The following is a 23,043-nucleotide window of genomic DNA, read 5'->3' on the forward strand; positions in this document are numbered from 1 at the left end:
GGCTGATGCGAACTGATAGCGAGTGCAATGCGCTACGTGTCGCGCTTGTAACTGCGGGTTACCAGCGCTCGACAGTGCTGTCGGATGTTTCAACGGTCATTCCCAAGGGCAAGTTTACTGCCTTGGCTGGCCCGAATGGATCGGGTAAATCCACCCTGCTATCCGTTCTCTCCCGTATCCTGAAGCCCTCAGGCGGCACCGTCCATCTGGATGGGCACGATATCCGCAAGCTGCCGACGAGAGAGGTGGCACGCAGGCTTTCACTTTTGCCGCAAGCGCCCATCGCACCTGAAGGTCTGAGCGTTTACGATCTCGTGTCGCGCGGGCGTTATCCGCATCGCGGCATCCTCAAATCCTGGGACAAAGCCGATGAAGAGGCGGTAAACCGAGCGCTTGAGATGACCGGTATTGCCGAGCTATCGGCGCGAACGGTGGATAGCTTATCGGGAGGCCAGCGTCAGCGCTGCTTCATCGCCCTCGCCCTTGCGCAAGACACGGCAACTATTCTGTTCGACGAGCCGACGACATTTCTCGATCTCCGCTATCAGGTCGAAGTCATAGAGCTTCTATCAAGCCTCACACGGACCGCCAACAAGACGGTCGTTGCCGTACTTCACGACCTCAACGCTGCGCTTCAATATGCGGATCGCATAGTACTCATGAAGGGCGGTGCGATCCATCACGTTGTGGAAACTATCGAGCAATGCACCGCGCAGCATATCGAAACCGTGTTCGACACGAAGGTTATCGCCGTCCGGCACCCGACAACTGGCAAGCCGATTTTTCTGCCTGATCCTCACCCCGGGGCACACGTCGCGTGAGCCTGGCCGTTACGATGAAGAGCACCAACAGCGGACTACGGGCGCTATGGCTGCCTTGCGGCCTCCTTATGATCGTGCTGCTCGGCCTCGTCCATCTCGGCGTCGGCGCGCGTCCCGTGTCCGCGCAGTTCATTATCGATACGATTTTTGCCCGCGATCATGCGAGTTTCGAACAGCAGATACTTGTGAAGCTTCGCCTGCCGCGTCTGCTTGCGGCCATCATTTGCGGCACATCGCTTGGGATTGCTGGTCGCCTGATGCAATCGATCCTGCGCAACCCCTTGGCGGAACCTCATATCCTTGGCCTCAACGCTGGAGCCAGTCTCGCCATCGTCACCATGACGGCCCTGCCCGCCAGCATGTTGGCGTTTTTAGTCAGCCGCCCGCTGGTGGCGACCACGGGAAGCGGTACACTCTTCGCAATCATTCTGTTTCTATCCTCCGCAGGCCGCACGGGCATGACCATGTCAAAGGTCACCTTTTGCGGTATCGCGCTTTCCGCCCTGGCCTCGGCTTGCGTTTCGGCAATTCTCATCCTCGATCAGGAAACGCTGGAGCAGATACGGTTCTGGCTGGCGGGGGACCTCTCGGGGATTTCGCTTGCCAGCATCAGCAATGTGATCCCGTTGCTGATGGTTGCTCTCGTTCTAACGATGTGGATCGCGCTTCGGCTCGACGTCTTGGCCTTGGGGGATGTGACGGCGGCGGGGCTCGGCGTGCCGGTAAGGCAAACGAAACTCATCGGCCTTGCCGCTACGGCCCTTTTTTGCGGCTCATCCGTTGCACTGGTAGGGCCAATCGGTTTTGTCGGCCTCATCGTTGCGGGCGTAGCCCACCGCTTGGCGAATGGGCGGCATGTGATGTCGCTTCCTCTTTCTGCGCTGTTGGGTGCCAATCTCATGATTGCCGCAGATATCGCGGCCAGAACAATCGCCGCGCCGCACGATCTGGCAACGGGGCTGATGACCGCCTTTATAGGTGCACCCGTGTTCATTATCGTCGTCGCAAGAGTTTTGCGATGACGGTGAAAAAGCTCGGCAATGGCTATTGGCTCCTGCGATTTCAGCCGCTCAGCATCAAACTCCACCCCCTGCGCATGCTTTTGGTGACATCACTGGCCCTTGCGCTACTTGCCCTGAGCTTGCTGGCGTTAGTCTCTGGCAGTGGACCTGCGGGTTGGAAGGAGCTTCTGGCATTGGCCAGCAACTCGGCAGAAGCGGCTGGCCTCTCCATCATCGGCGATCTGCGGCTGCCGCGTACGATCATGGCTTTAAGCTGCGGTGCCATGCTTGGGCTTTCAGGCGCGGCACTACAATCACTGACGCGGAACGGCCTTGCAGACCCGGGTTTGCTGGGCGTGCGAGAAGGTGCCGTACTGGTCATCGTGAGCGCCATCATCGCATTTCCGCACATGCCGGTGGCGCTTCGGCCTCTCCTTGGAATGGCAGGAGGCTTCGCGGTCGCAGTAGCAATCGCTCTAATTGCTGGATCGCTCTCACGCATGCGCTTCGTGCTGATCGGCATCGGCTTTTCCTGGTTGCTTTCCGCTGCCATCACGATGCTGATCACGGTTTCAGATATCGACCGGGTTCAGATAGCATTGACTTGGATGGCGGGGAGTCTAGCAAGCGTGACGCCCGAGATGGTACCGATTGCGCTCACAGGCTTGCTTGCCGGTTCTATGCTAATGTTTGCCACCGCCCGCTGGGCAGATGTCTCGCTTCTCGGAGACAGCGCGACTGTCGGGCTCGGCGTGCCGACGAAAGCGCTCGTCATCATCCGCCTTTGTGCACCGGTTTTGATGACGGCAACAGCAGTATCTTGCGTTGGCGGTATCGGCTTTGTTGGCCTGATCGCGCCGCATGCGGCCCGAATAACCATTGGTGGCGGACAAAAATCGCTTCTTTCGGGCAGCATGTTTATTGGCGCTGCACTTCTCGCGGTCTCAGATACCGTTGGTCGCACAGCTTTTGCGCCCTTGCAGATTCCCGCAGGCATCGTCCTGGCCATTATCGGTGTGCCCGTCCTTCTACTCCTTCTGTGGCATCGCCGCGATCAACTTTGAAAGGCATAATCATGCGGCTACTGCTTATCGCATGTGTACTCATATCTGTGTCCAGCCCGCTTGCAGCGCAAGAGATGCGCACCTTCATCGATGATGCAGGGCGAAGTGTGGAAATACCGGACAGGCCACTGCGCATAGCATCGCTTCACGATATCGATGTCACAATTCCCTTGATCGAACTCGGCATATTGCCCATCGCCAGCCATGGCCGGATGGGAGCGGACGGCAAACCCTACCTCCGTTCGAGTGCGATACTGACCGGCGTCGATTTCAACAATTCAAACATTGCGTTTCTGGGCGCGGTTGATATCGATCTCGAAGTGCTCGCCGAGCAGAAACCGGATATCATTATAACAGCCACCGGACGCCCCACCCCGATTTCGACGCTGGAGAAAATCGCACCTACCATCGTTCTCGACCCGACGAGCCTTGGAACCGCGCATGCCTATCAGAAATTGGCGGAACTGACAAAGACACAAGACAAGCTCGCCATTCTCGACCAGCGATATCGTGCCGGTATTGTGGAACTGAAGACGGCGGTCGATACCGCTAACACCACCGTTTCGGTCATCCAGCCGTTGAATGGCAAGATCAGCATCTATCACACCTACCGTGCGTTGGGTCAGGTGTTGAGAGATGCGGGCTTTCGCTTTCCAAAGATCATAGACGACATTCCCGAGGGCGGGCGCATCGAAGTCAGCGGCGAGCGGCTTCCAGATGTCGATGCCGATTTTATCTTCGATCCGTATCGCTCAGATACCGGGGCGACCTCGAAGGAGGAAATCGAGGCAATGGAAAACGTCGTACCCGATTTTTGCAACTTTCTCAAAGCTTGCACGGAGGGGCGCTACGTCATGGTGTCTCGGGAAGAAGCCATATCCAACAGCTATGCGGCGATGGCTCTAATGACTGCAGTGGTCAAGTCCGCGATAGCCCCCCGCCCAAAGGCTCGATGACGCTTTCGGCTTTGCAAAATCTGCCGCGTGTGGGCACTGTGTGACGATTGCTGATTTTGACATGAAGACCAGGGTATCGATGCGCAGTTCCGAATTAAAGAAACGACACACAGACCGCTTTGGGGAGCGCCTGAAGAAGAAGCGCGCCACACTTTCTCCGGGTCTACTAGCGGTTGCGGATTATATCGACAAGCACAGGCATGCGGTGCTGGCCAAATCCGCGCTGGAGATCGGCAGGGAACTCGGAACTTCAGACGCCACCGTCATCCGCGCCATTCAGGCATTGGGCTTCGAAGGACTGATTGATCTAAAGGACACTCTGGAAAGCCATCTTGGTGAAACCGATTCACCCTCCGAAAAAATGGCGGCGACTGCGGATGAGCTTCTGGACGACGCAAATTCAGCAATCGATTTTGTCGTGGCCGATATGGGGCACGCCATGCAGGCCCTGTCATCAGATGAAAACCGGCGGTCAATGGCAACAGCCGTCAGCCTGCTAAGCAAAGCCCGGAAAATCGGCGTTTTCGGAATCGGCGCATCGGGCATCATAGCGACCTATGCATCGCGCAATTTCATCAGATCCGGCTTTCAATCTTATGAGTTGAACCGGACGGGCATCATGCTAGCCGAACAGATCGTTCAGATGGAGGAGGGTGACGTCTTGCTTATCCTCGCCCATGGTCGCCCACACAGGGAAGTGATGACGACGATTGTCGAGGCAGAACGGCTTTCGGTTCCCATTATTGCACTGATTGGTAAAGAGGAATCGGCTTTGGCGCAACATACGAATGCAACCATCGTGTTGCCCCGCGCAAAAAAGGAAAAGGTTGCAATGCATAGCGCTTCACTCGTTTTTGTCGAGGCTTTGACATTGGCGCTGGCTGGCAAGAACCGAAACAGAACTTTGAAGACTTTGGATCGACTAGTGGAATTACGTCGGCAGATAAGGCCTAACAAACGGTGACAGCACCTGAGGTCGAACAACTTGAACCTGCGTAGTAAGTCAATCAGCGATTACCAAAATGGACAGAATGACCGAGGTTTTAATCGGATTTTGCTCAATACAAAAGAACAAAAGGTATATATGCATTATACATGACCATTCCCAAGCACCTGCGCATAGAGCGCGAGATCAGTGAGTTCAAATCTGGAGCCGATCCGTTTGCCGCTGCGATGCGCGCGACGCGAATGCCAATGGTTATCACCGATCCGCGTCAGCCGGACAATCCAATTGTCTTCGTCAACGAGGCCTTCACTCGCCTTACCGGTTACAGCCGTGCAGAAACGCTCGGCAAAAATTGCCGATTTCTACAAGGCCCTGGGACCAACGCAGATGACGTGGATCGGCTTAGAACTGCCATTCGTGAGCGGAAGTCGATTGAACTGGATCTTTTAAACTACAAGCGGAACGGCGCGATCTTCTGGAACCGTCTTCTCGTATCACCAGTCTTCGATGGAGAGGAGCTTACCTATTTCTTCGCCTCTCAGCACGATGTGACCAGAGAGCGAGCAATCAGGGCCATTGAGGATCAGGAAGATTATGAAAATGAGTTGCAGCGCCGTATCGCCGATTTGATTGCGAGCGAGGAGCGGCTGCATTTTACATTAAAAGCAGGAGGTCTTGGCACATGGACTCTAGACCTTCCTTCACAACGACTTATGTGCTCGGCGCTCTGCAAAGAGAATTTTGGACGCAGTCCGACCGAAAGATTTGACTATGATGAACTGAAGGCTGCTATTCATCCTGATGATTTCGATCACTGGCACGGAGCAGTCCAGTCTGCTTTGGCATCAGACGGAAATCTTCGCGTGGAGTATCGCGCGATCCGACCGGACGGAACATTCAGTTGGGTCGAAATACGAGCAGAAACGAAATTTAACGAAGACGGACAACCAACGTTCATGAACGGTATCTCCATGGACATCACCAGCCGTAAGGAGGTGGAGATACAGCGTGCGGTGATCGCTCAGGAAATGGGTCATCGGATAAAAAATATGATGGCGACCATTCAGTCGATCGTAAACCAGTCGATGCGCGGCGACATTGATGTCAACACGATGCGCAACAATATCACCAGCCGATTAGATGCACTCGGACGCTCTCACGATATTCTGCGTAATCGAGATTTTTCCTCGGCAAATATTAAGGATGTGGTCGAGCGCGCTGTCGAGCCGTTTAACGTAAGTGGCCGTTTTTCGATTGCCGGTCCTGACCTCATACTGTCTCATCAAGGCAGCAATACCTTGGCGCTATCGTTGCACGAACTCGCGACCAACGCGGTGAAATATGGCGCTTTGTCGAGCAACCAAGGTACTGTCGAAATTGCCTGGAAGACCGAGGGAGAGGATTTCCACTTTACATGGAGCGAACGCGGCAGTCCCGCTGTATCACATCCGACAAAAACAGGTTTCGGTACAAGGCTGATCCGAATGCTTGGTTTAGGCTTAAGCGGAGAAGCGGCGATAGAGTATCATACAGAAGGGATCTGCTTCACCGCCTCAACGAAAATTGCTTCGCTAACAGCCAGCGGCAGCTAAAGCGTGCGGAATAATTCGCAGAAACTTAATCATACCATGTGGCTGCAAACGCGGGTGAGGCCGTGAAGCTGTTGGGTTGTTGGACGGTGGGCGGAGGGTCGCAAACACCTTCTTGAAGATATTTCATTGCAGCAAGAAATCCATTTTGCGACAGCGGTTTTGGGATGACCCCGTGAGCGCCGCCAAAATCTTCCGGAATAATCTTCGGGTTTGCCGTTACAAACACTATAATCGTTTGCGGCCAGCGAACCTGTATCATCTTAGAAACGTCGAGCCCGCTCGTCTGCCGCGCAAGCTGGATGTCGACGAAAGCGATGTCTGGATTAAGGCTATTGTCCCAGGATTGGGCATCATAAAGCGACGCGGCTTCGGCGATTACTTTGTGACCAGCATCTTCCACCATCATTTCCATATCCATGGCGATTAGCGGCTCGTCCTCGACGACAACGATATTAAGTGGAGGTTTGGGTCGCTTCATGGGGCACTCACTGGGATGGCTATGGTTACGGAGAGCCCGCTCAATGAATGCTCCCAGCTGACCGTGCAGCCAAGTTGACTGCTGAGCCGGGATATTATCTTCTGGCTGAGCGGGATCATCTGGTCTTGAGGAGTCTTATCGGCCACTCGGTTCGCGATGCCGATCGCGATTAGCTGCTCACTCTTCGATATCTGTAAGCTGATCGATTTGAGGGGCACATAAGGGTCAAATAGGTGAAGAAGAATCTCGTTGATGAGAAGCCCGAAAGACGTTGCCTGTTCTGAAGGAAGCGAAACCGTTTGCACGTCGCAATGAAGGTGGACCTCTTCATATCGGCTGGCGGCGATGGCATCTTGAACTATGTTTGTGACGTATGAAGACACCTCAAAGTGCCGGACGTCTTCCGATTGGTAAAGACGCCGATGCACGGCCGCCATAGCATCGACACGCTCCATAGTGGACCGTAGTGCCTTGCGGACATTTGCATCGTCTGAATCCCTCATCTGCATGCGTAGCAGAGAACCGATGACTGAGAGATTGTTTTTTACCCGGTGATCGACTTCGTGCAGGAGCAACGCCTGCGCCTGAACCGATGCTTCCAGATCAGCAGTTCGAACTCGTACTTCGTGCTCAACCTGCTCTTTCTGATCAACGATTTTCTGTTGCGCGTCCACGCGGCGGCTGACATCCAGTTGCGACGCGAAAAAGAACTTTATGTCGCCGTTTCCGCTGCGCACCGGGCTGAGATAGAGGGCATTCCAGAACTTGCTTCCATCTTTCCGGTAATTGAGAATGTCAACCGAGACATCATCACCGATTTCCACGGCGCGCCGAACTTTGGCAACCGTTTCAGGGTCGGTATCATCGCCTTGCAAGAAGCGGCAGTTTTGTCCGATGCACTCGTCTCGATCGTAACCTGTTAGGTCTTGAAAAGCCTCGTTGACAAATACGATCGGGTTATCGATCTGGTTTGGATCTGTGATGACCATCGGCATGCGTGTGGCACGGACTGCGGCCGCAAACGGATCGCCCCTTCCATGCTCTGCATGCAGCATGTCGGTGAGTTCCCAGTCGTATCTCTGTTCCATACTCACCACAAACTGTTCGATAAGGTCAGATTAGAACGCGGTTTCCCCTTGAATGTTCCTTGGTTCAACAATCGAAGCTAGCGGCATTACGCTGCCATCCCAAAGATCGCCCATGCTCCTATTCGAACCGACAGAGAGTGGCTCGGGGATCAATAAAATACAGATAGTCGCTGATACTGCGTTTTAGCGACTTTGCGCTGCAGGATAAACAGTGCCAAATACTTGCAAACAGACAGGGGCGAAATCAACGGATCCTTGTTTAGTGCTTTCTCATAGGAGTGAGCTGCGCGAGAACCGCCGCGAGCTCGTCTTTCCGAAAAGGTTTTGTCAGTCGAGGGAGGTCTGCATCAACACCTGTGTTGTCGGAATAGCCCGACACTAGTAGGACGGGGGTACCAGGCTTGGTGGCCCTGACTTCTCGAGCCAGATCCGTTCCACTGATGCCCGGCATCAGGTGGTCGGTCACGAGTAGGTCGAACCGATGGCCCGACGTGACGAGCTGAAGTGCCTCCTCGCCCGAAGCGACTTCAATGACCTCATAGCCGAGGTCGACCAGCATATCCGACGTGACCATCCTCACAAGGTCTTCGTCATCAACTAGAAGAACGATGCCACAGGTTCTTGGTATCTCTGGAGGTCCGGCGACGGTGTTCGCTTCCGTGAAAGCTGCCGTGCTCAACGGCAGCCACAGCTCGACATTGGTTCCTATGCCTCGCTCACTCTGGATGGTGAGTGCGCCGCCTAGCTGGGACGCTAGCCCATGCACCATTGAGAGACCGAGCCCTGTGCCCTTTCCAACGCCCTTTGTCGAGAAGAATGGCTCGACTGCGCGTAAAAGCGTCGCCTCATCCATGCCTGCCCCCGTATCGGCGACGGACATGCAAATATAATTACCCGCACGCAGCTTGGAGCGATGACCAACTGAAACGGTCTCTGCTTTGGTCGAAATCCGGAGCGTTCCACCGCTCTCCGCCATCGCGTCCCGGGCATTAACCGCAAGATTAAGAAGAGCCATTTCGACTTGGTTTGGATCGGCATTCACCATCGGCAGATGTTCAGGAATTTCGACAAGAACCTTGATCTGGGGGCCAGTAGTACTCGCGATGAGGTCATCCATTCCGGCAATGAGTTTAGCCAAATCGACAGGAACCGACTGAAGCGGCTGACGCCGGGCGAAAGCGAGTAGACGCTGAACCAGAATCTTCGCGCGTTCGGCCGATTGAACTGCTCCGGCAATGAGACGTTGCTCGCGCTCGTTTCCCAGACCTCTTCGTTGAAGCATGTCCAGGCTGCCGACAATGGGCGTCAGAAGATTGTTGAAGTCATGCGCCACGCCACCGGTCAGTTGGCCCATCGCCTCCATTTTCTGCGATTGCCTGAGCGCCTCCTGCGCTGCCTCCAGCTCCGCCTGGCGTGACTTCTCATCGGTTACATCGCGTGTGATAGAATATAGCTTCCCGCCTTCGCGCACTGCGACCCAGGATAGCCAGCGCCAGCCGCCAGCCGTCGTTCGATATCGGTTCTCGAAGCGTGTTACTGGCTCACTTATGCGAACACGCTCGATGGCGTCGGCACTTGTTTGAGCGTCATCGGGATGGAGGAATTGCGTGTATGGTCGACCTTCTACCTCGCCCGGCGCCCATCCAAGAGCCGTGGTCCAAGCAGGATTTACCGTGTCGAATGTTGCGTCGTCCAAATTAATCACGGAAAGCAAATCCAGGCTATGTCTCCAGATCTGGTCGCGCTCCGCACTGGTCTCTGCCACCCGCCGCTCCAGCGTATCATTGAGCTCACGCAGTTGATCCTCGGCACGTGCACGCTCGATCGCGGCTCTAACACGCTCGCCGACCCCACGAAACAAGCCTTCTTCAGACGGAGTCCAGGCACGCGCCCTGTTGCTTTGCAAGGCCAGCAAGCTGACCCAATGCTCGTTCTCAAACAAGACGACATCAAGGTAAGCACCGACCTGCCTCGCCTTCAATCCGGCCCGCGCATCGCTATTGAATCTTGGATCTGCACCAACGTCCTCTACCTTGACGACCGGACATTCATGGTAGGCGCGTAGCAACTCCGGTCCGAACGCCGTGAGATCGTGCTCGCCCACGATCGAGTCGACACCGAGCGTGTAGTCGCGCTCGATCCTCATGATGTTACCGAAATATTCTGCGTAAAAAACCCGGCTTAGATCGAACCGCTCACCAAGTCGCTTGACCGCCACCGAAGCGATCTCATTCGGCGTCTCAAGCGACCGCATCGTGTCTGAGATCGATAGGAGAAATGCTTGCCGGGCTTCACTCTCGCGAAGAGCCGCTTCCGTACGTCTGCGCTCTGTCGCTGTTGCGAGCTGGGCGGCCAGCGCACTCAGCGCTTCAACCTCTCTTGGCGAAAAGGCTTTACCCTTACGACCAAACGAAACCGTGCCAAGCAGATCCTCGCCAGCGAACAGTGGCGCACTGAAACACGTATCGAGACCAAGTCTTCTCGCCGTTACAGCATAAGCTGAGTGGGATGTCTGGATGTCGGTCACGTGCATTGCCGTGCGATTGACCGCAACGATCCCGCATACGGTCTCGCCGAACTCGATCTGCTGCGCAGCTAGCTCCTGCTCTGGTGTAAGCCCTGCAGCTGCGACGAACTTCAACGCCCCACCAGCACAGCTATAATGAAATGCCACGTCGAGACCAAACTCATCTGCAACGAGTGACAGTAGCGAACGCACCGCTTCTCTTTGATCTTCTGCGCCGAGCAGAAGTGTTGATGCTTTGGCCACAAGTGAAAGTCGACGCGCATGCTTTTCGGCTCGTGCTCGCTCGTCCCGCGCTATGGATTCCAATCGCTTGAGCTCTAGCTGCGCCATGGTCTGCTTGGCGAGCACCTCCAATGCGCGTTTCTGTCGCTCACTGATACCAAGCGGCCGGCTGTTCCGGTCCAAGACGCAAACTGTGCCCAGCGGCAAGCCGTCGGGGGTCTCCAAGATCGCTCCAGCGTAAAAGCGCAGGCCGTCTTCGACATGGACTAGCGGATTGTCTACGAAGCGATGGTCAAGGGTGAGATCCGGCACGACGAGCACACCCGGTTGCAGGATCGCATGTTTGCAGATGGACACGTCGAGTGGCAAAGTATCGGTTCCAATGCCGACCTCTGCCTTGAACCACTGGCGATCGGCGGCGATGAAGTTGACAACGGCGATAGGAGCTTCGAGTATGTCCGCAGCCAGCTTGGCCACATCATCGAACGCGTCTTCCCGTCCACTGTCGAGTATTGCGTAGCGCTCAATCGCCGCCAGACGGTCGGCCTCATCCCAATTTGGCACGGGGGATTTAGCGTCCAGGCAAGGTGTGAGGGTATCCATGAGAGGAAGCTTTCCAATTCCGTCATTCTAAAGCCCGCGCCCAATCGATGAAGCACACGGCAGAACGCTGTTTGTCGTCAGTGACCGATGAGCGTGTTTGTAGCGTATTCTTAGACGCTAAGCTAAGCGAATACCATAGGTGTATCAGCGGCAATCAAGAAGTCCTCCACCAACAAATACACAGGACTCGAAAGAGTGCTTTGCTTGCCCTTCGGAAGAAGCGAATAGCGCGAGGTAATAGTCGACGGCTGCAGGCACAGACATCAGGCGCTGCCTAGGTAGGTGGCCCTCTGGGCGGAGCGAAATCAGTATATGACAACGTTCGTCGCAAAGCTTCAAGAAACTCTCACCTCCGGCACGACGTCTGAAACGCTCAAGCAAGCCTGAACATGACGTTTTTCTACGTGGTTACTTCGTCGCAAATTTTTGTGATAACTCGAAAGCCGCAAGGGATTACGCGACCATCGGATTGAGTTTGCCCTCTCGAGCCCGCCCGATCCGTTTCGGAACCCTAATCGCAACCGCGTCTCCGTCTGAAAGAGCTCCACGGACTCCGTCCGCAATGCTTGCCGCAACGAAGTCGGCATCGATATCCTGCGCAGAGACGACGCTGTCCTTGTCACCATCAATACCTGGCATGACGACACCCACCCGCAGCGACAGCTTTTGGCGCTTGAGGCGCCGGACCACTTGGCGGGCATGGGCCTTGGACCCGCCGTTCAAAAACGCGATGACGACGGTGTCGACGTCGGTGAGCTGAAGCAGGTTGATGGTTGCGCCGCTAACCATTAAATGCTCGGCTTGAGTGACGGTCGCACCTTCGATAGCCAGAACCTGTGCAATCATCGAGGCAGCAGCGTCGTCCATCGCGCCCCTGCCACCGATGCACAGGACCGCCTTAGGTTTAACTTTCGGCATTTTGAGGCTTTCGGTCACGTCTCCGGCGACTGTCTGGTCCTCTGCCGGGGCGCCTAGTTCCGCCTCTTCATCAAGGGCAATCTCTGCCAGGTTGCCGATCAGTGTCTGGGTCGTGGATGCAAACAAAGCAATCTGCGCGTCCGTCATCACACCTCTCTGACGGTCCAACTCACCCAGCTTCAAAGCCGGGAATCCCACCTGCTCATAATAGTCGACAAGATCCTCAGCTTCGAGAAAATCTTCGGCGTTATCGGTCGCTTCGTTTGGGTCTCCGGCAAGAAGTCTTTGATAGAGCTTTTCGTGTGGTTTCAGGACCGGTTCGTTTCCAAGAAGAACGTCCAGAAAGCTGAACTGTGGGACATACCGCCCAAGCACGACGAGGCAAACGGTCAGGGGTGTGGATAACATCAAACCGACAGGTCCCCAAAGCCACGACCAAAAGATCGCTGAAACGATGATCGCAAGTGGAGAGAGGCCCGTATGGCTACCGTAAAGCCAAGGCTCAACGACGTTGTTGCTGACCAGTTCCGTAACTATGAAGAGCGCTGCCACCCACGCCACCAACGACCATCCGGGCGCAATCGCTAGCGCCAGGAATAGAGGCAGGATCATGCCTATCACCGGACCGATGTATGGGACAAACCGCAGAACGAGCGTTAGCAGACCCCAAAGGATGGCGTTCGGAATACCCAGTAGCCACAGGCCGATCGCGATCGGAAGGGCATACAGTGTGTTTACGACAAGCTGCATCAGCAGATACTTGCCAACTCGTTTTCCGGCATCCTGGAGCGCCGCCGTCGTTCGGTGCAGATCGCCCAGCCCCACAAGACGGATGAACCGGTCGCGTAACTCTTCGCGCTCAAGCAGCATGAAGATTACCAGAACGATGACAAGACCAGCCGTCGCAAATGGGCTTATCAGCGGTAGGATGAAATTACCGAGCGTTTGGACCGGGTTAGACCGCGTGACGATTTCGACGGGCATCGGGTCACGTCTGGAGGATTGCAAGGCTGCGTCTTCTTTGCTCTCTTCGGCAGTGTCCTGCATCTCCGAGCCGATACGCTCGACGACCTTGCTAATATGCTCAAGCACGCCGTTACCGGAGCCGGTCTGGCTCATCGCCTGCACCTTCACGACGATGTTGCGCTGATATGTCGGGACGTTGTCCGCCAAATTGGCAACCTGTCCGGCAACGATGAAGCCGAAGGCTGCAATGACCAAAAATGCGCTCGCAACCGCCATAAGAACGGCTGCGATCTTTGGCACGCGGCGCTTGCGCAAAAAGCTAACGATCGGGGCAAGCGTGAAAGTCAGCAACAATGCGAGCGCGAGCGGAATGAACACTTCTTGCCCGACATACAGAATGACCGCGACGCCGATGAGAATGATGATGGTCCGACCCGAGAGGGTGTATGCCGTGAGCGCGCCCGATCTATTCGGAATTGCTGCTCCTGCGAGTGCATTTTTCTCAATATCGCTCACGGGATCCCCCAAATTGAGTGACTTGCCGCAAATTCCGGCGCGGAGGTAAATGCATCAGGGATAAAACTGATCGCGCTCCCACTAAAAAATTTTGCGTCGGAATAAAAACCGAGGCGTCACACTGTGTTTGAGTTGAAAAGCGCTCGATCTGTGCTGTAGGAAATTGGCTCGCTGCGGATTTATCTTCCGTCCCGTATCGTGCGACGGGTCGTGAGCGTTGCGACTAAACACTCCAATATTCATCGGCTAACTGGATGGCTGGCCGCCTCTCCAGCTTGGCAGTTGGAGTGAGCCGATGGCTCAGAAACGGGCCTCTGGGTAAGGTGCGAGTGACAGTGGGATCAAATTTCTCAGCTCCTCAACCACACGAGTATAAGCCTGCCTTCTTGACCTAATCGGATTTGGACCGCTTACCTTGACGTTTTAACTCATTGAAATATCATATTTTCGTCCTTCATCGTCAGGTGGCAGCAGATATAATCTTTTCGTTGCCTCTAAAATTTTGATCGATATCGCCCAAATAGACGACCGCGATCCTCTGGGATGTGGACTTCGCGATATACATGTAGTCGTCGGCTCGCTGGAGTACTGAATGCGCATTATCCGTTTCACAAAGGATTGTCACGCCCACCGCTGCTCCAGAAGTCACAGTCTGACCGCTTATCGATATTGACTTGAAGACGTTTTGCATATGCTGGTAAAGCATCTGCTGCAAACCGATCGCACCAAACTTGTCTGTTTCTATTAACAATGCGAACTCGTCCCCACCAACACGAGCGACAAATTGCGTCGCAAACTCTGATCGCAGTCTCGATGAAATAACCCTAAGGACTTCGTCACCCACAAGATGTCCAAGCGTGTCATTGATTGCCTTGAACCCGTTCAGATCCATGTAGGCGAGTGCCAACACGTCGTGTGGGCCTCGTGCCTGGGCGATCCGTTGCAGCAGTACCTCATCGAAATAGGCACGGTTCGGCAGACCGGAAAGTGCATCCGTTCTCGCTGAAACCTTTAGAGCATTTTCGGCCTCGCGTTGTTGTCGCACGCGCTCTGAAACATCCACGATGATTTCAAGGTCGAAAGACGTTCCATTGATTGTGGTTCTCTGGGCCGAAATCAAGGTTGGAACTTTGCTTCCGTCGGCGCGGACAATATCGACCTCTTCCAGTTCATAATATCCCTGATCAAGTAACAGTTGATGACGTCGATTGCGGTCTGTGTTGTCGATTGCGGAGCCTGCATCGAGCAACGTCTTACCCCTGATTTGCTCCCAGGAGCGTCCGGTCATCTTCAGATAAGCCGCGTTCACCTTGACATAACGGGACATCCTTGTGTCGCTGGTCGTAATCGACATCGCAATCGGCGCGCCTTCAAACATCCGCATCAGCATCGATACATAATGCGATCGCGACAGGCCGTCGTGCGGTTCGCTTTTCTGGTATACTTTAGCTGGCCGTTCAATCTGCTGGTCGTAGTTATTGTCTGCGCAGATGAACGTTACGTCATGCGAGCGATCCTGTGGCGAAGCGCCGACGTTCTCAAGCCTCAATAACTGATCCCGAAGACTTTGTTGGGCAGCCATTTCCGTGATTACGCCGTACCATTTTATGATTTTGCCGTCCGGACCGTGATGAGGTTTGGCGCGACTGAGCATCCAGTGGAAGCCGTCGTCGCCAAGCCTCATCCTGAACATTGTTTGGAATGGTTTTCCAGACGGTATCCATGCCAGCCACTGTTGCCGGACACGAAGACGATCTTCCGGGTGCATGCGCGCCATCCAGTCCTCGATGCGCGCGTCCACGTCAATTTTTGAACAGTCGGGGGTGGGTCCCATAAAGTTAACCACTCCAGCCGCATCGCTCGCCCAAGGAATGTTTGGGCTCAGGTCAATGCTCCACCGCTGATGATCCTCTGTCTGTGACAGAAGCGTTTCGAGAGTCTTGTAACCGGTAACGTCCACTGCGGTGACGGATATTCCGATGGCAACACCATCGTCATCGTCAACGCGTTGGTTGATGACGAAAAATACTCTATCCGATCCAATGGGTCGGTAATCTTCTATGACAACTGTATCGCCATTCAGAACCTTTACGAGATCACTTGTCACCCTATCAGCCTCGTGCGCTGGCATGAAAGAATGGACCGTGTGGCCGATCATGTCATCGGGTGACAAGGCAAACATGGCCGAAAATCGGGGATTGACGCTGGTGTGGACGAAGTTCGTGTCCAGAAGACAGAGACCGATCGGTGAAGCAGTGTAAAGAGCGTCGAGTTGATGCACGCGATGAAAGAGTTGTGCAGGCGGCTTGCGCTTGGACAGATCTCCGACCAAGCGTCTCTCAATGAGTTTGCCGGTTTCCAGGGCGTTCTCAGCCTTTCCAAATAGCCAACCCTGACCAAGATCGCAGCCCATCCGGCGCAAAAGAGTTGCCTGTTCTTCTGTTTCCACGCCCTCTGCGACGACGGTCATTCCAAGGCTCTGACCAAGGCCAATAACCGATGCGATAATCTTTCTGCTACCACTATCGACTGTCATAGACCTCACAAAACTCATGTCGATCTTAAGTTTGTTGAAGGGAAAAGCGTGCAACTGGGTCAAACTTGCAAAACCAGTCCCGAAATCGTCAAGAGCAAGCCCTATGCCTGAGGCCTTGAGTGAAGCAATCGTTGCGTGGACAGACGGGTCATTCTCTAGCAGCGCGCTTTCTGTGATTTCGACGTGAACTCGATGAACCGGAAATCCACTCGAGCGGACGGTGCGCAGAATTCTCGTTGACAGTTCGTGGTCATGAAACTGCACTGGAGAGATGTTGATAGCAAGGACGAACGATCCTTGCCAGCTTAATGCAATGACACATGCTTCTCGCAATATCTTGTCTGTCAGATCGCCGATCAGTCCGCACTGTTCAGCCAATGGAATGAACTGAGTGGGAGAAATCGCGCCTGCAATGGGGTCTGTCCAACGAGCAAGAATTTCAAAAGCCACGATAGCGCCAGATTGCAGATCAACGATCGGCTGAAATGCAGGCCATATTTCACCGCGCGACAGCGCACTTTGCAGCAACTCGGCGGATAGTTTATGGGTCTGACAACAGTCATCCTTCGGCCCTCTTGAGCGTGCGACAACCGAGCCGTTGCTGCGAAGATGCTTGTTCCAAGGAAATATCATGAGAGCCACCTGTTGTCCCTCACGACTATAAGACGCACATCCTTAAGTTTAGTGTTATAACTAACGTAAAATTCTAGTTAACAACGCTGCAGTATTTTTCCCTTTTAGCTGTCAGCAGTTGAAGACTAATACGTCTCGACATGCCACTCCATGATTAGTTGATTGAACTAACAATTATCGCAAATGTGCCACACACGCCTTGGAAAAATCTTCAAAGCCGATGTTTTAAACGCAGTAACGCTAAAATCGCGACTTCGCAGATTTGATACCAAGATGAAAACCGATGTTTATCCAGCCGGGAGGTATGTGGTGTTTCCGTAGCAATCGCATAAGTTTCTATTTAATCCCTTCAAGCAAAACACAACGCCTGCCTGTGGTTCAACTATAAATTGCCGATATCGTCGTTCAACTGTTACTGAGCCGATAGATCGTGGTGAGGATCAGTCCCCTGGCGCGGCCTTATTGGTTGATTTTATGAGGAACAGACAGACCTAATGATGGACGCATCACAATCGGAGGAGGGTTCGTCAACAACGTTGAGACGTCAACGCACCGCGGAGGGGAAGACACTTCGGTAAGGGACATCAATTTCCATATAAACATAGAGCTCGCCAAAAGCTTCACCAGTGATTCTGCGCCGGGTCGGAACAGCTGGGAATTGGGGCGTGATAATCCTCAAGTTGACATTAACAAGACAGGCGCCATCGGCCAGAGCCAGTGTGTCCTGTCACAAGCATCGTATTGCCCCGGATCTCACAAAGCAATTGAGCCTGGCCAACGCGCGAGAAGACATCAAAAGCATCGCGGCCATAATCAGTCACGCAACATGGTGGCCGAACTTAAGCGGCATACTGTAAAGCTATGCGGCCGGCTGGCCTTCCTCCCTCTTCGAAACTTGAGCGACATAAAGACTATTCTTCCCGAAACCGCGACTAGCACGACCACGCAATGCGGCCTCGGATCCAGGCTCTCTTACCCACTTTCTGCGATTGAGTTTGAATCTCTTCACCAGCTTTTCAAGATCAACAGCTCCCGATGCCAGAGAACTGGCCGTTCCGCTCATCCCAGCGACCATGCTGGCGTTTTGCCTTGTCATCTTATCAAGCGATCCGACGGCTAGGTTGATCTCCTGCAAGCGTGTCTTCTGGTCGAATGCCGCCGACGCAATAGCCTCGACATTGCTGTCGATTGCCTGAACATACCCTTCGATGTTTGTTAAGGCCGCTCCGGTTTCCCCGACCAGACGAACTCCCTCCTTGACCTCTCTCGATGAATTCTGGATCAGGAATGAGATCTCTTTAGCTGCCTTGGCGGATCGCTGCGCCAGTTCGCGCACCTCTTGCGCGACAACTGCGAAACCCTTTCCAGCCTCGCCGGCGCGCGCGGCTTCAACCCCGGCATTGAGCGCGAGGAGATTTGTCTGAAACGCAATTTCATCGATCACACCAGTTATTTTTCCGATCTCGTCAGAAGCAGCTTCGATGCGACCTATAGCGTGTATCGTGTCGGTGACGACTAGGACCGACTTGCTGGCCGCAGACAGCGCCTCATCAACGAGCTCGCGGGCTGTCGTAGTTCGCTCGGTTGATTCGCTGACAGCGCTTGTGATCTGAGCAAGCGATTGATTTGTTTGATCCAGTGCAGTCGCCTGCTGCTCTGAACGCTGCGCAATGCTACCCGCATTATCGCTAAGCTCATCACACTTAATGGACAGGTTATTCGTTTGCGCGAGAACCTGCTCGAGCGTTTCCTGGAATTTTGCAAGCGTTGCGTTGAAGTCATGCCTAAGGTGATCGAACTCGGGCACAAATGGCTCGTCGATGGTAAAGCGGATATTGCAGTCTGCGAGGCGCTCGAGCCCAGCAGCGATTTGCTGCAACGCCACCACCCGACCTGTTACGTCGGTTGCGAACTTCACAACTTTGAAAACGTTGCCATCGTCGTCATAGATCGGGCTGTAGGTAGCCTGAATGTAGATTGGCTTACCGTCTTTGCGGATACGCTTGAACTCATCGTTGTAGTACTCGCCGGCCGATAGTCTCTGCCAAAAAGTGGCGTAGTCGGCAGAAGCGATATATTCGGGTTCGCAAAACATACTGTGATGCTGCCCGGCAATCTCGGTGATCTCATAACCTAGCGCGTCAAGAAAGTTTTGATTGGCGATAATGATTTGACCCGAAGGATTGAACTCAATCACAGCCTGAGCACGCGACAGCGCGTCAAGTTTCCCGTAGCTTTCAAGACTGAGCGTTTTTGTGGCGGTGATATCGGTCGCGATCTTTACAATCTTGACAACCTTTCCTCCTCTTAAAACCGGGTTATATGACGCCTCAATCCAGATGCTATCGCCAGATTTTGTGAACCTCTTATACTGACCTTTTTCAAACTTGCCTTCGGAGAGATTCTTCCAGAACATCTGGTAATCATTGGTGTGTCGGTCGGCCTCCCTGACGAAGATCCGGTGGTGCTTGCCCACGATCTCTTCCCGCTCGTATCCCAATGCCTGGCAGAAGTTCTTGTTGGCATCCAAAATCGTGCCGTCCGGCTTGAATGAAATGATTGCTTGCGACCGATGAAACGACTCAAGAACCGCTTGCGCTTCAGTGCGCATAAGCGAAAAGGCCTGCATTTTGGTACTCCGGCGAGAAAGTGAAAGATAACGGATATAAGAGAAAACCATTAATGTTCAGTTTGGTAGCGTAAGAGCTTTGTCGTAATTTCTCTGCCGGACTTAATTCGAGCAGTGACTTTAGCAAAAAGAAATATTGCCGCGCGTGTCGCGCGGCTCATATTCACCTTGCAACTCAAGCAGCCTTCCTACCGGGGATGTGTCGTGCGCCGGCTGTACCGAGATCAAATTGAGACAGCAGTTGATTGAGTGCTGCCGCCTCACGAGCCAGGCTGTGACTTGCTGCAGTCGATTGCTCGACCATAGCAGCGTTTTGTTGCGTTCCCTGATCCATTACGTTCACGGCGGTGTTGATCTCTTGTAGCCCTGTCGATTGCTCGCGGGAGGATTCGACGATTGCGCTGACGTGCCTGCTGATCTCTCGAACTTCCGTCACAATTGTATCCAGCGAGTTGCCCGTCTGCTTAACAATGTCAACGCCTGCCTGAACTTGTGAACCAGAAGCGGCAATCAAAGACTTGATCTCTTTTGCCGCAGTAGCCGAGCGCTGAGCGAGCTCGCGCACTTCCTGCGCGACGACTGCGAACCCTTTCCCAGCTTCGCCGGCTCTTGCTGCTTCAACGCCAGCATTCAGGGCCAGAAGGTTTGTCTGGAAAGCGATCTCATCAATTACCGAGATGATGTTCCCCATTTCGCCAGAGGATTTTTCGATTGCCTGCATTGCATGAATAGCATCCTGCATAAGCTCTCCAGAATGCTCGACGCCCATTCGCGCATTTTCGACAAGCTTGCCAGCATCGTCTGCACGCCTGGCAGAATCCTTAACAGTCGTTGTGATCTGTTCAAGGGCGGCAGCCGTTTCCTCTACAGACGCGGCTTGCTGTTCTGTTCGTCTCGACAGGTCGTCGGCAGCCGAACGAATTTCATTGGCGCCAGCGTCGATGCCAGCCGCATTCTGGCCAACCGATTTCAAGACTGATTGTAGCTTTTCGACAGAGCTGTTGAAGTTCGCACGAAGATCGTCAAGCGTGCCTTTGAAGGGGATGAGGATACGGTGAGAAACGCGCCCATTCGATAAAGCTTCCAGTCCCTCGCGCAAAGCGTCAACGGCAAATTTTATATTGGCAGCCTCTTCGGCCTTTAGTCGCTCGCGCTCGAGCCTGTCGCGTTCAGATAGAGATCTATCAGCTTCAGCCTGTTGCTCGAGACGTTGCTTTTCTTTCGCATTGTCACGAAACACGGACACAGCAGAGGCCATGCTGCCAAGTTCGTCGCGACGATCGCCACCTGGAACAGGTTCATCGACTTGCCCCGAAGCGAGCGACATCATGCGCAGACGCAGGCGCTCTATCGGCGAGGTGATTTCCCGTTTGGTAATAAAAACAGCCAAGCACAATGCCATGGCAAACACTGTGGCGAGCGTTGCAAGAGCATAAAGGATCGTGTTGTTCGTCTTTTCAGAGAGATGACCTGCCTTAGCTTTTATGCTATCGCTTGCGCGGTTAATCCATGTCCGCATTTCGCCGATGGTTTTCGCGGCCTGTTCATCGGCCTGCAGGAGAAGGGCTTTAGCCTCTTCGTCGCGGTTTGCTAAACCTGCAGCAACGGCTTTGTCGGTAATCTGTATAATGGATTCCGCTTGCAACTGGAGTGCTGACAGCGCCTGACTTTCCTCAGGCACTAATGTCTCAGCGCTGTCCATCAGCTCATGTAGTCTGACCTTGCTGGCAGCGTAGTCATCGGTCGCCCGTTTCATTCCCGGCATACCTGCATCATAGAGAAAAACCTGGTACGCATCGTACACAACGGCAACCAGACGCTGACTGGCAATAGCCATATTGATCTCCGCGTTGCCGTCATTGGCGATGAAGTCCGTGTATTCTGTATCGGCGGCTTTGAAGTTGTTAGATATGTAGAGCGCGCCGCCAATACCCAGCAGGCATGTTGGAAGAACGAGCGACAGGACCTTCGTCCTGATCCGGAGGTTTTGCATGAGTGACATGACACAGTTCCAGCGATTGGGTGAGGAATGCGAAGATGGGGTGAACATCATCGTCCGCGTTTCAGACCGGCCTCTGCCGTTCGCGCCTCTACCCCAAGATTATGTGTGATAATATTCGCCCAAAACATTAAGGCGCTGTTAAGATCATTCTGGGTTGCGAGACACCTATTCTAGGTTCGGATTACGCAACTCTAAATAAGGAATTTATTCTATACCGATCATGTTACTGGTTTTACTGTTTCATTAGAGCGCCCGTTGAGCGACATCGATTATATCATACTTATAAGCGCCTCTCATATGTCACTTTACTAAAATGCCAACAAGATAATATTTTAAGATGCTCGCGCTAGACGCGCTATCGATGTGATAGCCGCTGAACGGCGGGAGCGCGTTTTGTTTTTTGATTGCTTCGAAGCTAGGGGGAATACATGAAGCAGCAGAACTCAATTGAACAAATGATGATGGGTGCCGGCTTCTACTCTTGGTGTGTGCCTGAAAATACGCTGACCGCAGACAGAGCATTTGCCGACATCTACGAGATCGATGAGCGATCACTTGCGCATGGGGTACCTGTCGAACTCATCCTGTCACGTATCGTCGAGGAAGATCGGCCCCGTTTGGCGGAACGTGTACACGATGTCATTTTGGGTGGTCAGTCTCGAGTTTCGGCCTATCGTATCTTGTGTCCCAGCGGTCGCGTGAAGACGCTCCGCAGTATGGGTTCCTGCGCTAAAGACACTGAAGGCGTACCTTCAGTCTATTCCGGGATCGTTCTCCTATCCGACGCTCCCATGACCGAACCGAGATCGCAAACGCTTGAACAAAAGATTGCGGACGCAATCGCGCTCTCGCGAAATAGCGGGCAGAAGCTAGCTGAACGCTACCTTATCTCAGCGCTTCATTCCATCTCATAGTTCGAGGCGGGACATCCAACGTAAAAGCAGAACAAAGGTATTAGTCTGATGCCGTGGAACTCAGGCATCTCTCCGCTTTATAATTACGGACGAGGCGCTTCCAAACCTTTCACTGTAGCCCGCACCATGAACGTAAAAACGGTCAAGGTTTCGACCTCAATTCTGGCGGCCGGCGCTGTTCATTGCCGATTCAACCTATGAACACCCCTAGCGCCGTGAGGTCGTGCGGGCTTTGAGCGCATCCAAGGCATCGGCATTGTCCCTGCCCCAAGTATAGAGCATATCGACGGGCTCGATGAAACGCTGGCCAAGTTCCGTCAGCCGATATTCGACGGCGGGAGGTCGCGTCGAATGCACGTGTCGCGAGACGAGACCTGAATGCTCCATCTCTTTCAGGGTTTGCGTCAGCATCTTCTTGGAGATCCCGGGCAGGCTGCGTTCCAGCACGCCCGTTCTGGCGGTGCCACCGTGAATCTTGTGAAGGACGTGCAGTATCATGCTCGTCCACTTGGTCGAGAACAGTTCCAGCACCCGGCGGGGCGCGCAGTCCTCGCGCCACTCCTCTTCATTGCTGCCCGGCTTCATTGTGGTCACCTCTTTGTATCCATGTCACCAAACAGTGCCGTCTACC

15 protein-coding genes are annotated in these 23,043 nt (G+C 53.9%); 7 read left to right on the plus strand and 8 right to left on the minus strand.

The annotated features are described in order from the left end of the window. Positions 1–5 precede the first annotated feature (5 nt). The 6 genes from CFBP5473_RS14675 to CFBP5473_RS14700 all read left to right on the plus strand — a co-directional run bounded on the left by CFBP5473_RS14675 (position 6) and on the right by CFBP5473_RS14700 (position 6,380). Positions 6–821, plus strand: coding sequence for an ABC transporter ATP-binding protein (locus CFBP5473_RS14675; protein WP_037171485.1), 816 nt, complete (start codon positions 6–8; stop codon positions 819–821). Continuing rightward, on the plus strand, positions 818–1,843 hold the full coding sequence (locus CFBP5473_RS14680) for a FecCD family ABC transporter permease (protein WP_027676564.1): 1,026 nt from the start codon (positions 818–820) through the stop codon (positions 1,841–1,843). The genes CFBP5473_RS14675 and CFBP5473_RS14680 overlap by 4 nt, the downstream gene beginning before the upstream one ends. Continuing rightward, positions 1,840–2,886, plus strand: a complete 1,047-nt coding sequence (locus CFBP5473_RS14685; protein ID WP_027676563.1) for a FecCD family ABC transporter permease — start codon at positions 1,840–1,842, stop codon at positions 2,884–2,886. The genes CFBP5473_RS14680 and CFBP5473_RS14685 overlap by 4 nt, the downstream gene beginning before the upstream one ends. A gap of 170 nt (positions 2,887–3,056) precedes the next feature. Then, a complete protein-coding gene (locus CFBP5473_RS14690) occupies positions 3,057–3,842 on the plus strand; it encodes an ABC transporter substrate-binding protein (protein WP_234881828.1) in 786 nt (261 codons plus the stop codon). 61 nt (positions 3,843–3,903) lie between these two features. After that, entirely contained in the window at positions 3,904–4,806 is a 903-nt protein-coding gene (locus tag CFBP5473_RS14695; RefSeq protein WP_234881829.1) for a MurR/RpiR family transcriptional regulator, read from the plus strand. A gap of 131 nt (positions 4,807–4,937) precedes the next feature. Beyond that, positions 4,938–6,380, plus strand: coding sequence for a PAS domain-containing protein (locus CFBP5473_RS14700; RefSeq protein ID WP_051441367.1), 1,443 nt, complete (start codon positions 4,938–4,940; stop codon positions 6,378–6,380). A gap of 25 nt (positions 6,381–6,405) precedes the next feature. Here the strand turns inward: CFBP5473_RS14700 and CFBP5473_RS14705 are convergent, their stop codons facing one another. The 7 genes from CFBP5473_RS14705 to CFBP5473_RS25595 all read right to left on the minus strand — a co-directional run bounded on the left by CFBP5473_RS14705 (position 6,406) and on the right by CFBP5473_RS25595 (position 21,498). Next, positions 6,406–6,858, minus strand: a complete 453-nt coding sequence (locus CFBP5473_RS14705) for a response regulator (protein ID WP_027676560.1) — start codon at positions 6,856–6,858, stop codon at positions 6,406–6,408. Beyond that, positions 6,855–7,946, minus strand: a complete 1,092-nt coding sequence (locus CFBP5473_RS14710) for a histidine kinase dimerization/phosphoacceptor domain -containing protein (RefSeq protein ID WP_037171484.1) — start codon at positions 7,944–7,946, stop codon at positions 6,855–6,857. Before CFBP5473_RS14710 ends, CFBP5473_RS14705 begins: the two co-directional genes overlap by 4 nt. Positions 7,947–8,205: 259 nt before the next feature. Then, positions 8,206–11,298: a GAF domain-containing protein gene (locus CFBP5473_RS14715; protein WP_084631776.1), complete on the minus strand. Its 3,093-nt coding sequence runs from the start codon at positions 11,296–11,298 to the stop codon at positions 8,206–8,208. A gap of 453 nt (positions 11,299–11,751) precedes the next feature. Further along, positions 11,752–13,659 carry an AI-2E family transporter gene (locus tag CFBP5473_RS14720; RefSeq protein WP_051441371.1) on the minus strand — a complete coding sequence of 636 codons (1,908 nt, stop codon included), beginning with the start codon at positions 13,657–13,659 and terminating at the stop codon, positions 11,752–11,754. Positions 13,660–14,158: 499 nt separating this feature from the next. After that, a complete protein-coding gene (locus tag CFBP5473_RS14725; protein ID WP_084631773.1) occupies positions 14,159–16,867 on the minus strand; it encodes an EAL domain-containing protein in 2,709 nt (902 codons plus the stop codon). Positions 16,868–17,726: 859 nt separating this feature from the next. Continuing rightward, complete coding sequence (locus CFBP5473_RS14730) at positions 17,727–19,496, minus strand: methyl-accepting chemotaxis protein (protein ID WP_027676558.1); 1,770 nt, start codon at positions 19,494–19,496, stop codon at positions 17,727–17,729. 175 nt (positions 19,497–19,671) lie between these two features. Continuing rightward, positions 19,672–21,498, minus strand: coding sequence for a methyl-accepting chemotaxis protein (locus tag CFBP5473_RS25595; protein WP_051441366.1), 1,827 nt, complete (start codon positions 21,496–21,498; stop codon positions 19,672–19,674). Between the two features lie 428 nt (positions 21,499–21,926). Between CFBP5473_RS25595 and CFBP5473_RS14740 the strand changes: the two genes are divergently transcribed. Then, entirely contained in the window at positions 21,927–22,412 is a 486-nt protein-coding gene (locus CFBP5473_RS14740; protein ID WP_027676557.1) for a PAS domain-containing protein, read from the plus strand. 207 nt (positions 22,413–22,619) lie between these two features. Here the strand turns inward: CFBP5473_RS14740 and CFBP5473_RS14745 are convergent, their stop codons facing one another. Further along, the gene (locus CFBP5473_RS14745) at positions 22,620–22,997 is read right to left on the minus strand and encodes a winged helix-turn-helix transcriptional regulator (protein ID WP_027676556.1); all 378 of its coding nucleotides are present in this window, start codon (positions 22,995–22,997) and stop codon (positions 22,620–22,622) included. Positions 22,998–23,043 lie beyond the last annotated feature (46 nt).

This window comes from Agrobacterium larrymoorei (assembly GCF_005145045.1).
GTDB classification, from domain to species: domain Bacteria; phylum Pseudomonadota; class Alphaproteobacteria; order Rhizobiales; family Rhizobiaceae; genus Agrobacterium; species Agrobacterium larrymoorei.

Excerpts from the sequence above, each read along its gene's own strand:
- CFBP5473_RS14715 (WP_084631776.1), bottom strand. The coding sequence starts at position 11,298 with ATGGATACCCTCACACCTTGCCTGGACGCTAAATCCCCCGTGCCAAAT.
- CFBP5473_RS14730 (WP_027676558.1), bottom strand. The coding sequence starts at position 19,496 with ATGCAGGCCTTTTCGCTTATGCGCACTGAAGCGCAAGCGGTTCTTGAG.
- CFBP5473_RS14725 (WP_084631773.1), bottom strand. The coding sequence starts at position 16,867 with ATGATATTTCCTTGGAACAAGCATCTTCGCAGCAACGGCTCGGTTGTC.
- CFBP5473_RS14740 (WP_027676557.1), top strand. The coding sequence starts at position 21,927 with ATGAAGCAGCAGAACTCAATTGAACAAATGATGATGGGTGCCGGCTTC.
- CFBP5473_RS14705 (WP_027676560.1), bottom strand. The coding sequence starts at position 6,858 with ATGAAGCGACCCAAACCTCCACTTAATATCGTTGTCGTCGAGGACGAG.
- CFBP5473_RS14710 (WP_037171484.1), bottom strand. The coding sequence starts at position 7,946 with ATGGAACAGAGATACGACTGGGAACTCACCGACATGCTGCATGCAGAG.
- CFBP5473_RS14745 (WP_027676556.1), bottom strand. The coding sequence starts at position 22,997 with ATGAAGCCGGGCAGCAATGAAGAGGAGTGGCGCGAGGACTGCGCGCCC.
- CFBP5473_RS14685 (WP_027676563.1), top strand. The coding sequence starts at position 1,840 with ATGACGGTGAAAAAGCTCGGCAATGGCTATTGGCTCCTGCGATTTCAG.
- CFBP5473_RS25595 (WP_051441366.1), bottom strand. The coding sequence starts at position 21,498 with ATGTCACTCATGCAAAACCTCCGGATCAGGACGAAGGTCCTGTCGCTC.
- CFBP5473_RS14695 (WP_234881829.1), top strand. The coding sequence starts at position 3,904 with ATGAAGACCAGGGTATCGATGCGCAGTTCCGAATTAAAGAAACGACAC.
- CFBP5473_RS14700 (WP_051441367.1), top strand. The coding sequence starts at position 4,938 with ATGACCATTCCCAAGCACCTGCGCATAGAGCGCGAGATCAGTGAGTTC.
- CFBP5473_RS14675 (WP_037171485.1), top strand. The coding sequence starts at position 6 with ATGCGAACTGATAGCGAGTGCAATGCGCTACGTGTCGCGCTTGTAACT.